Raw genomic sequence first — 17,892 nt, forward strand, 5'->3', positions numbered from 1 at the left:
TTATTTTTTGAAACAGACGATGTTCTGAAAAGCAAAGATTTCGCATTGAACCGGCGAGTAGTGCTCAATTGGGTAGTAGCCATTGGGCAGGAGACGGAAAAAGCGATAACCCTTCAGATAATCGAAGAAGTCCTTGAAGTAGGTGCGGGAAGCAATGTTCATCTCGTTGAATTCAAACTGGATGGCTTGCACCATGCCTTTTTCGAGACATTGGGCCGCTCCCTTGAAAACCTCGAGTTCATGTCCTTCCACGTCCACCTTGAGCAGATCGATGTGCTCAATCCCAAGTTCGGGGATGACGGCGTCCAGAGTGCGTATTTCGATGTCGAAACTGCGGTGGGGGCGCTGATGGATATCGGTGAAGACTTCTGCATAGAGCGAAGCGTGGGATGACGCCTGGTCCGCATAGTCATACATCGTGAAGCTGCCGGCAGCTGAGCCCATGCCCACATTGAAGGCCTGGATGTTCGGCAGATTGCGCCGCAGCTTCTGGTAGGTTTCAGGATGGGGCTCGAAAGCGAATACTTGAGCCGAAGGGCAGGATTCCAGTGCCAGGCCCGAATAGAGGCCCACATTGGCGCCCACGTCGACCACGACGGGAGCTATTTTTCCCTTGAGGTGATTCCTGAGGAAGAAGGCTTCGCCCGAATGCTGCATGGACTGCCAGTTGAGAATGCCAATGCGGTAGAGCTGGGAAGCGAAATCTTGCTCAGTGTTCATCCTGGATCCTAGAGAGGTATGGGCAAGGCCCAGATCAAGGCTAAAGCTAAAGCACGACTTGTACCATTTTTTTTTGGCTTGCCCCAGCCCCGTCCAATAAATAACAGGGCCTAGGTTGGCCGTAGGCTTCGTCTTCAGGTTAGGCCGTCACCACCCGGTTCTTGCCCGTGCGCTTGGCTTCGTACATGGCCGTATCTGCCCGCTTGATGGCCGCGGCCTGGTCTTCGCCGGGCTGGTAGGCAGTGACGCCGGCGCTGAAGGTGATCAGCAGCTTCTGGTTGTCGTGCATGAAGTAGTGCTTGGTCAGCTCCCGCTGCAGCCGTTGCAGGGCGTGGGTCGAGTCTTCCAGGCCGGTGTCCGGCAGCAGGATGACAAACTCCTCGCCACCGAAGCGGGCTACCAGGTCGGTGGGGCGCATGGTGTTCTTGATGACCGTGATGAGGTGGATCAGGGCGGCGTCGCCGGCATCGTGGCCCAGGCTGTCGTTGAGCTTCTTGAAGTTGTCGATGTCCAGGATGGCCAGGCAGAGGGAGGTGCGCCGCCGCTGGGTGCGGGCCGTTTCCTTGGCGAAGGCTTCCTCCAGGCCGTGGCGGTTGAGGGCACCGGTGAGCTGGTCGTGGCGCACCAGGGTGCTGGCCTTGTCCAGCTCGCCCTGCAGTTCGGCCACCCGCTGTTCCGATTCCCGCACCCGCTGCTGGGTGGCCCGCAGTTCGTCGCGGGAGCGCTGGGCATTGAGCTGGATGATGCGGGTTTCGTGCATCACTTCGTCAATGACGGCCCGCAGGTCGGCAATGTTGTTGGCCGTGGCAATGCGCTGGGCACAGGCCTCCACCTTGTCATGGTAGTCGGAGGTGGAGTCGGCGAAATCGGCCAGATGGTCCACGAAGCCCGCCAGCATGTGCTTCAGGGCCTCCTGGGCTTCGCTCAGGCTGTGTTTGAGCTGGCTCTGCTTGAAGATGACTTCCTTGATGCGCTGCTCGGCGTCGTCAATGGTGCGCAGGGAGAGGGGGCTGGTGACGATGTCCCGCACCATTTCGATCTGACCATGCAGCCACTGGTCGTCTTCCACCAGTTCGCTGACGTTCTCGATCAGCAGTTGCAGCAGATGCAGCAGGCCGGTGCGCAGCTCCCGCTGGTCATCCGCCAGCAGTTCGAGGCGGAAGGCGAACTGCTTGAGCTTGTCCAGCAGCTTTTTCAGGGCCTTTGTGTCCTGGGCCCGGCGCACGGCGCTGGCCAGGGTACGGGCTTCTTCCACCAACTGGGGCGACTCCACCAGCTGGGTGGCGACGGCCGTTTCCAGGGTGAAGGCAAACAGTTCCCGCAGTTCGCCGACCAGGGCGTTGTCGGCGCTGGCCGGTGCTGTGGTCGCGGCGACAGCATCGGCGCCGTTGTCCTCCGCTGCCATCTCGGGGGCGTCGGCCAGGGGTGTGCCGCCGGCGTCCGCATTCTGGTTCCAGGAAGTGAGGAGCCCTTTCAGGCGGGTGAAGAGCAGGTCCGGATCCTTGCCGGCACTGGATAGCACGTGTTCCAGGGAGTCCCGTTTCTTGCCGGGCGTCAGGCCGGCATGATGGGTTTCCCATTGCCGGATCAGTTCGGCAATGAGGTCGCTCCAGGGCGGCGGTTCGCTGCTGGCTTCGGTACAGAACGCCTTCCAGGTGTTCTGGAAGCGTTCCCAGCTCTTGTCCCGGATCGCCTCGTCGAAAGACCTGGCAAGGCGCTGCTGGGCCGGTCGGCTGCGGTCAAGGGCGGCCGCCAAGCTTTTGCACTGCTTTTCCGGGAACGGCTCATCCCCCGGCGGGTGTTCGGCAATTTCGTTGTAGAGAGTGAAGTAATTGTCCGGAGTCGGCGGTATGCGCCGGACGGCCAGTTGTCGGAGGACTTCACGAGCAATTTCGGAGGGATTGGAGAGGGCAGCCATGGAATTTGAGTCTTGCTCGAAGATTGCAGCCTATTCTATATGCGACAGCACGTCAGGGGGCATGCCTCGGTTATAATGGCGGCCCCGCCGGGTTAGCTCAGTAGGTAGAGCAGCGCACTTGTAATGCGAAGGTCACCAGTTCGATTCCGGTACCCGGCACCAGTAACCATTCCAAAGCTGTCCAACTAAGGCTGAATTTCCCAGTATTTATGCGGGTTTCGGCCTTTTTTGTTGTCCGATGTGTTCAATGGCGTCCATTGAAATCCAGAGGGGTTTGGGGGTATAAGGTGGGGTATCTTGTTGCCTCTCTGAGTGATGTACCCCCAAATGGCGCTGACCGAACTTGCAATCAAGGCCTCCAAGCCCGCTGATAAACCTTATAAAGTCTCGGACGAGCGGGGTTTGTTCCTTCTCGTAAACCCCAATGGATCCAAGTACTGGCGCGTGAAGTATCGCTTTTTGGGAAAAGAAAAGCTACTTGCGTTGGGGGTATATCCAGAGGTGAGCTTGAAGCAGGCACGAGAGCGTCGGGATGATGCTCGTCGTCTTTTGGCAAACGGAGTCGACCCCGGATTTCACAAGCAGGCAACGAAGATGGCCATGGTTGCCAATGCGGCTAATTCCTTCGAGGCCGTGGCCCGTGAATGGTGGGCAAAGAAGTCGGTAGGTTGGTCGGCCAGCTATTCCAATAAGGTTATCCGACTCTTTGAAAGGGATGTTTTTCCATGGGTCGGTGCGCGGCCAATAGCGGATATCACTGCTCCAGAGATGTTGGCTGTGGTCCGCCGGATCGAAGCAAGAGGTGTGATAGAGACGGCCCATCTTGCTTTACGCGTGTCAGGGCAGGCATTTCGCTATGCGGTAGTTACGGGAAGGGCTGAACGCTCTCCAGTTGGTGATCTCCGTGGCGCACTCCCTCCGGTTAAGGTTTCTCATTTCGCTGCAATTACTGAACCAGAAAAAGTCGGCGAGTTGTTGAGGGCTATTGATGCCTTCTCAGGAACCTTTGTTGTCCTCTGTGCTTTGAAGTTGGCGCCACTATTTTTTGTTCGCCCAGGGGAGTTGCGCCATGCGCGGTGGAGAGACTTTGATCTAGAGCGAGGTGAGTGGCGTTATCTTGTTACCAAGACCCAAACCCAGCATCTTGTACCACTGGCAACCCAAGCCATAGGGATTCTTCGTGAACTTTATGCGCTGACGGGTCGTGGCGATTTTGTTTTTCCTGGGCGGGACCGGGCCAATCCGATGAGTGGCGCAACCATTAATGCCGCATTGCGTCGGATGGGCTATAACACTCAAACGGATATCACTGGTCACGGTTTTCGCGCCATGGCACGTACTATTTTGGCTGAAGAATTACATGTTAAACCCGAGGTAATTGAGCACCAACTGGCTCATCGCGTACCGGATAACTTGGGAACGGCATACAACCGAACCAAATTTTTAAAAGAGCGCAGGGTAATGATGCAGGAATGGGCTAATTACCTTGATAATCTAAAAGAAAATGTTATTTCTCCCAATCTTGGAGTGGCGTAACTGCCAGTTTTTCGGATATGTAGATGGTGGAAGGTGACTTGCTCCCCCCTCTATGACTATAGGGGGGAGAAGTGACTGTCGTCAGTGTTTCGAGCTTTTCTGGGAGCACCCAATTTTTTAGGCTCTGCGCGCGGCCATTTGCCTCGACGCATGAGGCGATTTCGGGGGGCAAATTCTGGGCGTACAAACTGGTCTGTTTTGCATAGATAAGGGATCACGATTTCAGATAAATTGTGACGTCGTTTCTTGTCGCTGACATGAATTGGCCCGATCCCTAGTTTTCCTAACTGCTCATATTGGCTGGCCTTTGCATTGCAGTTCCAATACTCGCCACTTTTTTTAGTGATGGTTTTGACCCAATATTCACCGATTTTTTGGGTGTGGAAGATGTGACAACGACCTTGTTTTGCCTCGGTGTCGAATAGAAAAATCATGTGGATATGGGGGCCTTTCCCTAAGCCGTATTCAATCTTGGCGATGTACCCTCTCAGACCTCGAAATATGGTGTTGCATCTAAAATTTGCACAAAGGTGATCAAGGTCAGTGCTGAGCTTCTCGAAGGTTATGTCATTCCAGAGCTCTTTCCTGTAGTACAGGTCGATGCGACAGAAATTGATCGTTGCCTGTTTTTCGAACCAGGCGTTGATGTAGTTCTTGTATTGTTGAGTACGCCTGTTCGACTCATAGACCCGTCGTCGGAAACGCTCCCTGTAACCGTTTTGAGTCCACGTATGGCGGAGCTTCTCAACGATTGCATTGAATATTTCCCCAAATGATCTTCCACTGGGGTGCCTGGCCATGGAGGTGGACCAAATATCTCGCCAGATCATTCCTAGGTCATGAAGGTGTAAGCTAATCCAAGCGTCATTGAATGCTTCGATATGCTCGCTGTAACGATATTTACTCGAAAGCATTCCAATTGTTGTGATAAAGAGAGGAAGCCTATGGAAATAGCGCTCAGCAAGTGGAGTAAAGTCGTATCCAGACCTGCCGGATCCCGCAATATGTGGCAAAAATGGAATCTCCTTACTTTTTGTGGCATCTTCCACAAAGGAGACTAAGTCAGCCATCACGGATGCGTAAAACTTTCGGGTGAGACGACATGAACTCTCTTCGTCAGTAACGAAGAGAGCGTCTGAGAAATCACCATAGACTTTGCGACAAAGGTCTCGGTTAATGACATCGGAGTTATTGTAACGGTGCCCTAAGTTCATTCCGACCCCTTTCTTGTTAGGCCGCAACTAGCTTGGAATTGGCGCACCAATACTCATCAAGTGTTAATGCAGCGGGAAGGTCGCCCATGCCGTAGTGATCGTATTTATGGTAGGGCGTTAAGCGCAGATAGCGCTCACTCATCAACATCATCCGCAGGCTATCCATTACAGGTTCCAAGGGGTGGGCATGAGAAAGTCGGGAAAAGCTCAATGATCCCCAGCTTCGGTGGTTCTCCGGTGAGTGTGACCAGTAAACACTTAGGCCATGTCCTTCGGTGGCTTGGTTCCACTTCTGAGAAATGGCGGTAAAGAGCCTTTCCCAATCGACTTTACGGGGGTTAAAGCACAGGATGAAGTGGTAGCCATAGCCACATTCAGGCATATACCGTCTCTTCCACCAGTACCCGAAAAGCTCTTCTGGGCCGTAGTGGGGCTGTAGTGTTGTGATAAAGGCATTTAGTTGGCGTGTGCTTGCCTCCAGACGCAGTTCTGGGGAATGGTGGAGTTCCAGTCGTAAGCAGCCTACTGCTTCCCCATGGTTATGGGATAAGCGATCAAAGTACCGTTCGGTCTTTTTCAAGGCAGTGGAAATGCTTCGCTTCCGGACGCTTTCACTGTTCTTGGTGCCTGCTTTGGTCATTTGTTCATATACCCGTCGTCCAAAGGAATTGATTAGTTCCCCTTGCCGCAGACCGTCGTTGTTCAAGATGATTAGTGGATCGGCCTTTGAAAATAGACACATTCCGAAACCAAGACGACGTGCAGTAGCGCTCAGTAAAGTTGACTGTTCAGGAAGTTCATAATTAGGTGGTAGCAAGGGGATTTCCTGACTTACCCATGCATAGAACAGTTCCCCTGCTCGGTACGTTTTCTGGAGGACTGTACTCTCCAAGGTTTTGTCCAGCACAAAGACGTTCCCTTCTGACCGCTTCAGTGCGTCGCACAACATTCCGTCAATGTGAAGTTGTTTAAAGAGGAGCTCGCTCAGTGCCCAGCTACGATCCCAGTAAAGGCCCCCCTGTGGGGCAGTTCGTGGGTAGTGAAAGTCAGTGATGATCGATTGCAGCAGTGCATCGTGAGCAAGTTGTTTCTCATATGGTTTCATGGTCGTGCATCCTGTACTTTTCCACGTTCAGAAGCATCAATGACCAGACCATTGGGACTTCTGCATATGTGCCCTATTTAAAGTGTTGTGTTCTTTGTATCGTATTGATATTTAAGATTTAATCTATATTCAATCCTATATACATGCGGAATTGAAGAAGCTGAATTCCTCGTCGGCAAAAGGGGCCTTAGATGGGAATCTGCCCGTAGTACGGGCATTGCTCTCATGTCGGGGATATACAGACTTAACGTCGCTACCTCCCCTAGTCGCTGTGAATTCTTGACGACTGGTCTTGGGTGTCGCTATTGCGGCTCTTGCTGATCTGTTGCCTAATCCAGGTGTCGATTTCATCCTCGACCCAGGCTACCGTTCCGCGTCCAACGGGGGATAGGGAAACCGGGCGTGGAAACGTAGGGTCGTAGTACTTTGAATCGCAATCCAGCCTGGCGTAGACGCTAGACCGACCAAGTCCAACTCGTTTGATGACTTCAGAGAGGCGTAATAAATACAGTGCGCTGCGTGCCATAGCTAACCTCGTAGTCTCTCTGTCTGCGGCATGCATGCCGGTGGAGAGAGATCGCAATTGTTAAATTCGCGGCGCCACCAGAGGCCAGGCACTCCAGGAATAGACCAAGAGAGACCCTGCCGTAAGGGGCAAGCGCAAAACCAAATGGGGAATACGGGGTGCCGACATGGGCCAAGAAGGCCGGGAACGGCGTTGGTTAACACAGCGCGACTGGGGTCGCCTGAGACAGTGAAGCGCCCTGAGCGGGGGCACCTCCTAGAGATCAACCGTTGCGGTTGAGATGCTCTCCCCACTGTATCGCTCGGGAGAGCTGTGCAACTGACATGCAATGCCAGTTGGCCGTATTTTTATCGAAAATTCGCAAACTATGCAAGTGCTCTTTTGGGCATCTGTTGTTTTTCATGTCACTGTTAGCGCAGTCGCAAGATGTCAGTGGGTAAGCAGGTAGAGCAACTCTGTTGCTATCTGGAAAGCCTTCTGGTCAGCGGATCTGAGGGTAAGTCTGTATATGAATATTGATGTTGTACGGCCAGCGGGATTCAAAAAAACTTCAGTCACATATCACCCCTATGAACAGGGGGCTGTATTGCCCTAACCGTCACTGATTAACCCTGATCTGGGGTTAGTTGGTATGCCGTTTCTTCCCCTGTTCCTTATCCATTCATCAAGGGGAATTTATGTCCAATCACTGTCCAAACTGCATGTCCTCACGTATCGTCAGCCTTAACCGAGGCCGCAAAGCAGGTGGCCTGATCGGCACCTGTGGTGGCGCTCTAAGCGGAGCTGTCGGTTGCTGGTCTGGTGCCGAGGTCGGCGCGACCGTTGGAGCCATTGCCGGTCCTCCCGGTATGGTCGTAGGGGGAATTCTTGGTGCCCTCACCGGGGCCCTTATCGGAGGGACTACTGGAGGTATCGCTGGCGCCAAGCTGGGAGAAATGGTTGATGAGCGAGTGCTCGATAATCACCATTGCCTTGCTTGTGGTTACATCTTCAGCATTCCCACTACCGATCTGTAGTTGCCCATCTCCCATTAGGTTTCCTACCTATCCCTAGCCAGTAGTTGGCTGGCTTCCCGTCCGTTTTTGTTCCTGACACATATCGGTCCATCCGTCCTTTGCGGAGGACCGATCACGTCTTTTCTCTATAGAAAGGAGCCTTCCATGGCCCATCTCGTTCAACAAATGGCGTATGTCGGCGCTGAGCCCTGGCATGGCCTTGGCAATCATCTTCCCGCCAAACAGCCCATCGAAGTCTGGCAGCGTGAAGCCGGTATGGACTGGCAGATCATGGAGACCCCAGTTCGCTTTATGGCTGATACGGCAGGCAATCTGGGCTCGATCCATTCCTTCCCCGAACAGAAGGTGCTCTATCGCTCGGATACCAAGGACGCACTTTCTGTTGTCTCTCAGCGCTACCAGGTGGTTCAACCTCGTGAAGTCCTGGAGTTCTACCGGGATCTCACTGAGGTATCCGGTTATGAGCTGGAGACAGCCGGGGTACTCAAGGGGGGCAAGAAGTTCTGGGCCCTGGCCAAAACTGGCCAGTCCAGCGTTTTGAAGGGGAGCGACCAGGTCAATGGTTATCTTCTCTTGGCTACGAGCTGCGACGGTACCCTCGCCACTACAGCAACGCCCACCACGATACGGGTCGTCTGCAACAACACCCTAACCATTGCCGTGAATGGGGCTACCCAGGCAATCAAGGTGCCCCACAATACTCGATTCGATCCCCAAGCCATCAAGAAGCAACTCGGGATCGCAGTTTCCCATTGGGATGGCTTCATGTACCGCATGCGGACCTTGGCTGAACGCAAGGTCAATAGCCATGAGGCTATGAACTACTTCCTCAAGGTGATCTGTGAAGCCCCTGCTAGCGCTACTGAACCCTTAAAACTCGCCAACGAGCGAGCTTTGAAACGGGTTCAGGCTCTCTATGAAGGCCAAGGGCGGGGATCGGAGTTGGAGGCGGCCAAGCAAACCGCCTGGGGCTTGCTCAACGCCGTGACGGAATACGTGGACCACGAGCGCCGGGCGCGCAGCGACGAGTACCGGATGGATTCCGCCTGGTTTGGCCAGGGGGCGGCCATCAAGCAACGTGCACTGGATGCCGCTCTGCAGCTCGTCGCCTAAGTCAGTTTCTTCCCTACCTATGATGCCCAGTACCGCTTTTGGCGGGCTGGGCATCGTTGTTTCCATGAGGTGATTTCATGCAAGTACAAGCAGTTAACGCTGTTTCAACCCAAGGACGGCCGGCCTTGCGCCTGATCAAAACCAAGGAACTACCCCGGGAAGACTGGTTGGCTGTCCGGACGCGAGGTATTGGGGGGTCGGATGCCGCGAGTGCCTGCGGGCTAAATCCTTACAAGTCCCAGTTGGAGCTTTGGATGGAGAAGACTGGTCGTGATGGCAATCTCCCCAAGATCGACCCGAATGACGAGGAGAGCCCAACTTACTGGGGAACCCTCCTTGAACCCATCGTCGCGGCCCATTACACCAAGCGTACTGGTCATCGGGTGCGGCGCATCAACGCCATCCTTCAACATCCCGACCCTGATAAGGCCTGGATGCTCGCCAATATCGACCGGGAAGTTATCGGTACGGAAGAGGTACAGATCCTCGAATGCAAGACAGCGGGTATCAACGGAGCTCGTCTATGGAAAGGCGGAGTTCCTGAGTATGTCCAGTTGCAGGTCCATCACCAGCTGGCCGTCACCGGTAAGCGGGCGGCGGATGTGGCGGTGTTGCTCGGTGGTCAGCATCTCGAAGTCCATCGTATCGAACGCAACGAGGCGTTGATCGAGCGCCTGATTCAGCTGGAACGGCGCTTCTGGCACTACGTGGAGGATGATATCCCGCCGCCGGCAGATGGTTCTGAGTCGGCGGAATTGGCCTTGCGCTGTCTCTATCCGGAAGACAGCGGTCAGGAGTTGGATTTCAGGCAAGAACGCAATCTGTCAGCCGCTTTCGCGGACCTGGTGAGTATCCGGCAAAGCATCGCCGAGCAGGAGAAGGTGGAAGCCCAACTCAAGCAAGCGCTGCAGCAGGCCATGGGCGATGCCAGTCGGGCCATCTTCGAAACCGGTTCAGTGAGCTGGAAGAAGGCCAAGGACAGCGTAACCCTCGATGTCACCCGGTTGCTCCAGGAGCATCCAGAGTTCAAACAGCAGTACGCCACTACCAAACCTGGTAGCCGACGTTTCCTGATCGGCTAGCTCCGTACCTCCCAACCCTTCATCCATTTCCTACCGCGGCGCCCTAAACGGGCCCTGCGGTATTTTTTTCAACGAGGAGAAATCCAATGCTCAAAGGATTGGCGATTACGCCTCCCATCATTGGCCGTATCTCGATTGGCAAGGTCATCGAGAAGAATGGCAAACGGCTTCCCGAGAAGGACGACCAATTCACCCTGACCAGCCAGGTCCAAGGTAGAGAAGGCTGGCTTCCCCATCCTTACGATGAAGGACTGCGCAAGGCTCAGGGCGGCAAGATTCGTAGCATCCCTATCCGTTTTCTGTTCAACGCCCCTGATCTAAATTTCCGTGCCGAATATACCCTGTTCGACCGGAAGAGCGGCCGGCCGGTCTGCGTTGGTGACGGGGAAACCTGCAAGCGACTGGGAAAGATGAGCATCGAGAATCATCCTTGTCCGGCTCCGGAAGGGTGCCCATTCGGAGCCGGTGGTGCCTGCAAGCCCTACGGTCGACTTAATGTCTTGATCAGTGATGATGATCCTTTGGGATGCTTTGTTTTCCGGACCACGGGTTTTAACAGCATCCGCACTCTGATCGCTCGGTTGCAGTATTTCCAGGCGATTTCAGGTAACCAGCTGTCCTGCCTGCCCCTGGAGCTGAGGTTGCGGGGAAAATCCACCCGGCAGAGCCTGGGGGCGCCGATCTACTACGTGGATATCACGCTACGCAGTGGCGTGACTGTTGCGGATGCCCTGCTAGAGGCTAAGCGGATTGATGCAGAGCGCCAAGCCTCTGGCTTTGACCAGGTGGCCTTGGAGGCGGCAGTACGTACTGGTTTGGCCAACGGGGTCTTTGAAGACAGCGAGGAAGAGACTGAGGCAGTGGTTGAAGAGTTCTATCCGGAATCGCCGGGAGAAAATAGCCCTGAAAGTGTCCAATCCTCCCGCGAAGGTAACCCGACAGCTTCCGCGACAAACTTAGGCCAAAAGTTGGAAGTTAAGGCCCTAGCTTTGAGCCAGTAACGTTAATTTAACAGCGTAACTGATCGATGGAGGAGTTTCTCATGTGGAATCAATCACCCCTTGAAAGGCTGACTTCATACGCCTTCGCTTTTGCTGCCGGTTCTAAATCGGTTTGCCTAGTGACTGTCTATGGCCATTGGATGGCATCAAAGGAGCGGTGGGTAGAGGCAAAGAGTTGAGGCCCAGTTGCGGCTTGACTGTGATGGGAGGGGGATTTCCCCCTCCTGCCTCCGTCCTAATTTCCTTTGCTTTTTTTTCGGCTCTCTACTCCTCAAACAAATCGGCCAAATTTACGTCACCTGCCTTGGCTGAAATCAGCCGAACCTTCTTGGCTTTTAACGCACTGAAACCGTTTACTTTTATTGTGTTGTATTGATTGGCTGCGGTACCAAACACCTTTTCCATCCTGGCGACGAATGCCGGGGATGTGGCTTCAGGCACCACGATATCGATGCGTCGATCAGGATGGCAACGCAATATATCGTTGAAGTGCTCATCGGCGTTGTTGAATGAGTATCCAACGACAACCACATGCTCGGCTTCCTTAACCCAATCCGATGCTCGGCTCCAAAGCTCAATATATTGATGGGAAAGGATTGGCTTGAGACGCAGTGGAGGCACAAGTGCTGGGATGACGTGTCGCTGAAGTCTCAAGTCTTCGTGATTGACGTCAACGTTCGGTACAACAACCTCGCGAATGAATTGGGCGGGATCGCACTTAAGGATGTCATCTACTGGTAGCAAGTCTCGGGTATCCATCCGAACGTAGTTTCCCAGGCCACCGTGGAAGTAGATGGTCTTGGAGTCACCGAGGCTTTGTTCCAGGAAAGCGGTGTAGTTCAACGTAATAGCACGAACGTCACCGGGAATCCCTCCGTAGAAAGGCAGAGCCTTGTCTCCATGCGCATCCAGGACCTCCTTTTGCTTTGCCACCAGATAAGCCCAAAGTGCCCAGGCGATGTAGATGTAGTTCTTGATGTCGGCAGGCTTGTCGTTGTAGAAGCCGAGAAACTTCTCGATCAGGAGTGTCTCGATGTTGAGCATATCGGCCCCCAGCGCTGCGGCAACTTCGTGCCGTTCCGTGCTGAGACCCAATTTCAAGGTGCGTTTGAGTACAGTCTTAAAGGTGTCCGATAGTGAGAGCTTGTGGATATCCAAGATGGAGTCGCTGTCTATCAGCTCATCCGCATCTTTCGGGAAGACCTCCCTGATAAGTGCTTCAGTTTCCTCATCCAGCTGGCTTTCCTCTGCAATCATGGCCAGCTTGTTGAACAGACGAATGATCAGCTCTCCGTGTTTGCGGACCGCCTGTTGCTCTGCCCCAAGGTGAGCAATTGCGTCTTGAACACGTTGAACCATGGCTTTCTGCTCATGAGGTTCTCGGGTCGCAATCTTGTCCACGGCGCGAGCGATCATGCTGTTAAAGCTAAATCGCAAGCCAGGGAGCATCTCTCTCAATGCTACATCGACGTCTTTTCCAGGACCGTCGAGGTAACGCGTTACGTCGGCAAGCAGGGTGTTCGCCAAGGGAAAATCAATACCTGATGTGCGATCTACGCCAGCCCCCAAGATCAGTAGCCGTTTACTCAATTTCCGCTCCCTTTCATCGTTCAATTCAGCTAAGGTTACTTCACGAGTTCCATCAGCTTGCTGAAGCTATTCACCACGTCGTACTTCACGTTCTCAGGCGCGTACTTCTTGTTGATCTCGTCGAAGAACTTGCGGGCGCAACGAATCTTGGTTTTCTCTATCTCGTTGAGAACCATCGACGACATGGAGCCCTTGGTCTCCGCCACGAAGTACACGTGTTTGACGGCCCCTTCCTTGAAGGAAATGGCCCAGTCCGGGTTGTAGTCACCAACGGGGGTAGGAATCAGGAAGCCACGCGGCAGCTTGGCGTAAACCACCACATCGGTGCAGGTGTCCAGCTCTTTGACGAACTCGCGTTCGATGTTGGAGTCGGTCAGCACGTAGTCGTAGATATGACGCTGGAGCTTGTCCCCTGCTTTGCTGAAGTCCTGCTTGGTCTGCCCAGCCGTGAAGATATCTAGATCAAACTGATCGGCCACCGGGTCGTAGGCGAGGTGCTCGATGATCACCGTCGCCTTCTGCTCGTTGATCAAACGCACCGCTTCGGCGATGAAGCTCTCGGGGTTGGTCTTGAACTGAGCAAACACGGCCACGTTGATGCCGCGCAGGATGTCTGCCACGGTGCGCCGCGTGAGCTGCGTACCTTCTGCCAGTTTGCCGATGAGGTCGTACTTCACTGCGGAATGGATGGAGTGGGTGTTTTGCTCCGTCTCCGTCGCTTTCAGCACGAAGGCGTCACCGTTTTTCATGCCATCGTATGTGACCTGCGCAGACTGCTCGCCGCGCTGGATAGTGTATTGCAACGGCGTCACGCGCAGGTGCTCATCCAGGGCTTTGACTGCCTTGGCAACAAGCTCCTCGGAATCAAACTGCACGCTGTAGGCGGCCTTGCGGTTTATCCTGGCCCAAAGCTCCTTGAACTCCTGCTTCTCGAAGTTGGCGTTGGGCTCCAGCTTCTTCGCCTTGCGGCCATCCTCGGGCTGCATGATCTGGCTTTCGCTGAACACACTGTCGATCAGTTGAAAAACCTGCTCAGCATGCGGCAGTAGTTCGTCCGGCAACGCCTCCAGCGTGCCGTCCTTTTTGGCCTGATGGTATTTCTCGGTAATGTTGCGCTTCTTATCGACGTATCCGTTCTGAATCAAGTAAAACTCGATATCCGTCGCCTGATCGTCGGAAACCGTGACCGGGCCTTCCATGGTGTTGAGTACCTTGCCGGTGAAGTAAGCCTTATCAGCGATACGCGGACGTGCAGACAGCGATTCGCTGATGTCCCTTTGCAGTGCGGCCACGAAGTCCTTGTAGCTTTCGCTTGCCACCACGGTCAGTACGTTGATGTCGTGAACAATTGACGGGTGGTCGATCCGATCGCCATGCTGATTCACCGACAAGCGCAGACCGCGCCCCACTTCCTGACGGCGGGAAATCGTGTTGTCACTGTGCTTAAGGGCACAGATGACAAACACGTTCGGGTTGTCCCAGCCTTCACGCAGTGCCGAATGCGAGAAGATGAACCGTACCGGCTCGCTCAGGGACAGCAGGCGCTCTTTGTCCTTCAAGATCAAGTCATAGGCGTCCACATCGTCGGCCTCAGTGGCTTTCTTTCCCACCTCCGGGTCCACCAGCTTCTTCGTCTTCTTATCAATCGAGAAGTAGCCGCTATGGGTCTTCTCGACGGGAATACCCTTCAGGTGCTTGATGTAGGGCGTTTCATCCAGATCCATCACCTCGTTCAGGTAGAGCTGGTATTCCTCTTCGAACACACGGGCGTACTCGCCCTTTTCATCGGCTGCGCTGTAGTCACGGTACTTGGCGACTTCGTCGATGAAGAACAGGGTCAGTACCTTGATGCCCTGCTGGAACAAGGCCTGCTCCTTGTCGAAGTGGGCTTTGATCGCTTCCCGAATCTGGATGCGGCGCAGCGCGGCTTCGTTCACATCGCCGTCTGCTTCGCCTACCTGCAACTCGACACCGTTGGTGAAGCTCAAGGTGTCGGTAATGGCGTTGATATCGGACACCACATAGCCACGGTACTGGTCCAGCTCGTTCGACAACACAAATAGGTTGTCGCCCTTGGATAGCTTCTTCACTACGGGCTTGATGATCCCACTCTCGAACTTACGCTCGAACTCGACACGCGCCTCGGGCGGCTTCTTGGTGGAAACGTCGATGCTTTGCAGGTAGAGATAGGCATTCGTGCCCGCCAGGCCTTTGACCGAGATGCCACGCACGGCGATCTTTTTCACCAGCTTCTGGTTGTAGGCATCCAGTGCGTCCAACCGGTGGATCTTGTTGTGCGTGGTCTTGTGGGTGGCCGAGTAGCGCAGCACCATAAATGGCTTGAAATTGACCAGAGAATCCAGTGTCTTGCCACCTTCCATCTTCTGGGGTTCGTCCAGGATGAGGATAGGACGATTGGCGCTGATCACGTCGATCGGCTTACGCGACTGGAAGTCGTCCAGCTCTTCGTAGATGCGACGGGCATCCTTGCCCGTCGCATTGAAGGCCTGGACGTTGATCACCATCACGTTGATGCCCGCATCGGAGGAAAAGCTCTCCAGATGGTGCAACGCCTTGGAGTTGTAGATGAAGAAGCGGGCCTTCTTTTGGTACGTCTCCAGAAAGTGATCTGCCGTGATCTCCAGCGACTTAGCTACCCCTTCACGAATGGCGATGCTGGGCACGACGATGATGAACTTGCTCCAGCCATACTGCTTGTTCAGCTCGAAGATCGTCTTTATGTAGCAGTAGGTCTTGCCCGTCCCGGTTTCCATCTCGATATCAAGATTGAGCTTGCTCACCTTGGTCTTGACCAGTTCGGCAGATACCGGCAGGTTCTGCAAGCGCTGCACCTGCTGGATGTTGTCCAGCAGGGCAGATTCGGACAAGGTTACGTCGGCGTTGCGGAATGCCGCCTCCTGATCTACGAGCGCATCTGCTTCCAGATCGAGGGCGGACTGAGGGCTGGCCGATGCCGCCTTCTTCACGCCGGGGTCCAGCCGATAGCGAACCCCGCCATGCTGCGGTGTTTGTCCCTTGAAGCAATCCACCACTGCCTGCACGGCAGCAGTTTGGTATGGTTGCGTCTTAAACTTCAGTTTCATCGCCCGCCCCTTAGATGCATTTCACTTCGGTGGAAGGCGAGAGCGACTTGAAAATCTGTTCGACGTTGATTTTGACCGCACTGTCCTTGAAGCCCGCATCACGGAAAACCACACGCAGTGGTTGATGTTTCGCCAATTCCTTGACGAAGCCTTCTTCGATGCCGCCATGGGCATCGAAGCAGGCGACAAGTGCATTGCCGTCGACGAAGAAGACTTCCTTGCTTTGGATGGTTTCCTTCGAGATCGGCAGGGCCAGGTCGACACCCCAGTCGAGCATTACCTGGAACAGCAAATCGTCCGCTGTTCGGTCGGGTTTGATGTTGTCTACAAAGAGGTCCAGGCTCGACATTTCCAGCGAGTCGGGCATGTAGTAGACGTCGGCCATGTTCGAGGTGCTGATTTTAAGCGTACGGAAACCGGTGTCCCTGTTCCAGGACTTGTTGTTTGGTTCGCTTAGCAATTTCTGGCCTACACGGCGCAGGCGCCCCTTGCTGATATCGGCGATCGTTCTATAGCCGGCGGAGCCTGCAACAGATTCAGGGGCAACCATCTCCGGCCACTGAACAAGGATGAAGCGTCTGTTCAAGCCTGAGTTAGCTGCGGCTTGCATGACTGCATGACCAGTAGTGCCGGATCCCGCAAAGAAATCGAGGACGATATCGCCATTGCCCGACCCAATTTCAATCAGGTCGGAAACAAACGGAACCGGCTTGGGTCCGTCGAAGACCTTGCTGCCCATTAAATCCTTCAGCTGGGTGGTTGCCGTACTAGTGCTGTACTCTGCCTTGTAGAAGAAGGACTTCGGCTTCTTGGTCGGAATATCACCAAGGCTCGGGCGTTGCTTCTTATAAAACTGCCAGCCGTTGGTGGTCTTCTTGAGAACGAGATTGTGTTTGTTCTCGTTAAAGGTGCTCCTGCCCCAATACCAGCTCAGTTCTTCGCCTTCCGGATTGATGGGCCACACGATGTCATGCGAATCACTACGGGGCTTGTCGTCTTCGGTGATGTAATAGGTGCGAGTCTCGGGATCGACAAAAATCGGATACCAGAGATTCGGCCGTTTGCTTCTGGGCGCATTGACACCAGTCGCGCGAAGATTATCGGCTTCCTTGAACAAGCCATATTCATCCTGTTCCCATAGCTTGAGCAGCTCTTCTTCATTCACTTTGAACGGATACAGGCGGCATGCATCCTTCGACTTCATGCAGACGACAAAGTACTCGTGGGTCTCGGCGAATCCAAATGCGTCCTGATTGCCTTTCAAGTTCATTACTACAGGAAAGTGCCCAAGTACATTACTGGCACCGAACGTCTCCTTGCAGAGCTTCTCGAGATTGTCTATCTCGCTTTCATCAATCGATATGAACATGACGCCATCGTCTCGAAGAAGATTTCTTGCAAGTTTTAGACGAGGCAGCATCATGGAGAGCCACTGCGAATGGAAGCGTCCTTCGGAATCGCTGTTGGTAACCATCCTGTTCCCAAGAGAATCCTCCTGGTTGGACGCTTTCAGATACTCCTGACTACTGACCTCGAAAATATCGCGATAGATAAAATCCTTACCCTTGTTGTAGGGAGGATCGATATAGATCATCTTGATCTTTCCGAGATACGTTTCCTGCAGCAGCTTTAAGGCGTCGAGGTTGTCGCCTTCAATGAACAGATTCTTCGTGCTATCGAAGTTCACGCTCTCCTCGCGGCAAGGGCGCAGAGTTTTGGCAATCGGCGCGTTGGCCGCGAGCAAGGCTTCGCGCTTACCCGGCCAATTCAGGTGGTAGCGTTCCTGCGGCCCTTCGACAATCGAATCAGCCAGTTCCTGGCGCAACTGGTCAAAATCTACCGCCAGCTTCACGCTGCCATCTTCGCTCTTAGCTTCGGTGACGCAGCCTGGAAACAAATCACGAATGCGAGCGATGTTGTCTTGTGTCAGATCGGGAGAATGCATTTTCAGTTTGTCCATATTCTTT

The 17,892-nt window shown here is 54.1% G+C and carries 12 protein-coding genes and 1 tRNA gene; 5 read left to right on the forward strand and 8 right to left on the reverse strand.

The window, feature by feature from the left end:
• Entirely contained in the window at positions 1–720 is a 720-nt protein-coding gene (locus AC3QLZ_RS15795) for an FkbM family methyltransferase (RefSeq protein WP_014236872.1), read from the reverse strand.
• A 139-nt stretch (positions 721–859) separates the two neighbouring features.
• Positions 860–2,476 carry a GGDEF domain-containing protein gene (locus AC3QLZ_RS15800; RefSeq protein WP_337998946.1) on the reverse strand — a complete coding sequence of 539 codons (1,617 nt, stop codon included), beginning with the start codon at positions 2,474–2,476 and terminating at the stop codon, positions 860–862.
• A 248-nt stretch (positions 2,477–2,724) separates the two neighbouring features.
• Here AC3QLZ_RS15800 and AC3QLZ_RS15805 point away from each other — a divergent pair.
• A tRNA-Thr gene (locus tag AC3QLZ_RS15805) sits at positions 2,725–2,800 on the forward strand.
• A gap of 165 nt (positions 2,801–2,965) precedes the next feature.
• A complete protein-coding gene (locus AC3QLZ_RS15810; RefSeq protein WP_014236874.1) occupies positions 2,966–4,174 on the forward strand; it encodes a tyrosine-type recombinase/integrase in 1,209 nt (402 codons plus the stop codon).
• Positions 4,175–4,230: 56 nt separating this feature from the next.
• Here the strand turns inward: AC3QLZ_RS15810 and AC3QLZ_RS15815 are convergent, their stop codons facing one another.
• The 3 genes from AC3QLZ_RS15815 to AC3QLZ_RS15825 form a co-directional block, all read right to left on the reverse strand.
• A complete protein-coding gene (locus AC3QLZ_RS15815) occupies positions 4,231–5,244 on the reverse strand; it encodes a YagK/YfjJ domain-containing protein (protein WP_157870605.1) in 1,014 nt (337 codons plus the stop codon).
• A gap of 160 nt (positions 5,245–5,404) precedes the next feature.
• Positions 5,405–6,493, reverse strand: a complete 1,089-nt coding sequence (locus AC3QLZ_RS15820; RefSeq protein ID WP_014236876.1) for a hypothetical protein — start codon at positions 6,491–6,493, stop codon at positions 5,405–5,407.
• A 262-nt stretch (positions 6,494–6,755) separates the two neighbouring features.
• Positions 6,756–7,055, reverse strand: coding sequence for a helix-turn-helix transcriptional regulator (locus AC3QLZ_RS15825; RefSeq protein WP_420794894.1), 300 nt, complete (start codon positions 7,053–7,055; stop codon positions 6,756–6,758).
• 1,124 nt (positions 7,056–8,179) lie between these two features.
• On the opposite strand from AC3QLZ_RS15825, the gene AC3QLZ_RS15830 reads away from it, so the two are divergent.
• The 3 genes from AC3QLZ_RS15830 (at position 8,180) to AC3QLZ_RS15840 (ending at position 11,231) form a co-directional block, all read left to right on the forward strand.
• Complete coding sequence (locus tag AC3QLZ_RS15830; RefSeq protein WP_014236879.1) at positions 8,180–9,148, forward strand: DUF932 domain-containing protein; 969 nt, start codon at positions 8,180–8,182, stop codon at positions 9,146–9,148.
• A 77-nt stretch (positions 9,149–9,225) separates the two neighbouring features.
• Positions 9,226–10,230, forward strand: a complete 1,005-nt coding sequence (locus AC3QLZ_RS15835) for a YqaJ viral recombinase family nuclease (RefSeq protein WP_492783264.1) — start codon at positions 9,226–9,228, stop codon at positions 10,228–10,230.
• 86 nt (positions 10,231–10,316) lie between these two features.
• On the forward strand, positions 10,317–11,231 hold the full coding sequence (locus AC3QLZ_RS15840; RefSeq protein WP_416242932.1) for a recombination directionality factor: 915 nt from the start codon (positions 10,317–10,319) through the stop codon (positions 11,229–11,231).
• Between the two features lie 264 nt (positions 11,232–11,495).
• Here AC3QLZ_RS15840 and AC3QLZ_RS15845 read toward each other — a convergent pair whose 3' ends face one another.
• The 3 genes from AC3QLZ_RS15845 to AC3QLZ_RS15855 all read right to left on the reverse strand — a co-directional run bounded on the left by AC3QLZ_RS15845 (position 11,496) and on the right by AC3QLZ_RS15855 (position 17,885).
• Complete coding sequence (locus AC3QLZ_RS15845) at positions 11,496–12,758, reverse strand: hypothetical protein (protein WP_416242931.1); 1,263 nt, start codon at positions 12,756–12,758, stop codon at positions 11,496–11,498.
• A 98-nt stretch (positions 12,759–12,856) separates the two neighbouring features.
• The gene (locus AC3QLZ_RS15850) at positions 12,857–15,925 is read right to left on the reverse strand and encodes a type III restriction-modification system endonuclease (protein ID WP_492783265.1); all 3,069 of its coding nucleotides are present in this window, start codon (positions 15,923–15,925) and stop codon (positions 12,857–12,859) included.
• Between the two features lie 10 nt (positions 15,926–15,935).
• The gene (locus AC3QLZ_RS15855; protein WP_492783266.1) at positions 15,936–17,885 is read right to left on the reverse strand and encodes a site-specific DNA-methyltransferase; all 1,950 of its coding nucleotides are present in this window, start codon (positions 17,883–17,885) and stop codon (positions 15,936–15,938) included.
• Positions 17,886–17,892: the final 7 nt, after the last annotated feature.

The sequence above is a fragment of the Azospira sp. MPR-LB4 genome, assembly GCF_058809525.1.

What these genes read in the sequence shown, in the direction of transcription:
- AC3QLZ_RS15795 (WP_014236872.1), bottom strand. Translation starts at nt 720, where the DNA reads ATGAACACTGAGCAAGATTTCGCTTCCCAGCTCTACCGCATTGGCATT.
- AC3QLZ_RS15810 (WP_014236874.1), top strand. Translation starts at nt 2,966, where the DNA reads ATGGCGCTGACCGAACTTGCAATCAAGGCCTCCAAGCCCGCTGATAAA.
- AC3QLZ_RS15815 (WP_157870605.1), bottom strand. Translation starts at nt 5,244, where the DNA reads ATGGCTGACTTAGTCTCCTTTGTGGAAGATGCCACAAAAAGTAAGGAG.
- AC3QLZ_RS15820 (WP_014236876.1), bottom strand. Translation starts at nt 6,493, where the DNA reads ATGAAACCATATGAGAAACAACTTGCTCACGATGCACTGCTGCAATCG.
- AC3QLZ_RS15825 (WP_420794894.1), bottom strand. Translation starts at nt 7,055, where the DNA reads ATGCATGCCGCAGACAGAGAGACTACGAGGTTAGCTATGGCACGCAGC.
- AC3QLZ_RS15830 (WP_014236879.1), top strand. Translation starts at nt 8,180, where the DNA reads ATGGCCCATCTCGTTCAACAAATGGCGTATGTCGGCGCTGAGCCCTGG.
- AC3QLZ_RS15835 (WP_492783264.1), top strand. Translation starts at nt 9,226, where the DNA reads ATGCAAGTACAAGCAGTTAACGCTGTTTCAACCCAAGGACGGCCGGCC.
- AC3QLZ_RS15840 (WP_416242932.1), top strand. Translation starts at nt 10,317, where the DNA reads ATGCTCAAAGGATTGGCGATTACGCCTCCCATCATTGGCCGTATCTCG.
- AC3QLZ_RS15850 (WP_492783265.1), bottom strand. Translation starts at nt 15,925, where the DNA reads ATGAAACTGAAGTTTAAGACGCAACCATACCAAACTGCTGCCGTGCAG.
- AC3QLZ_RS15855 (WP_492783266.1), bottom strand. Translation starts at nt 17,885, where the DNA reads ATGGACAAACTGAAAATGCATTCTCCCGATCTGACACAAGACAACATC.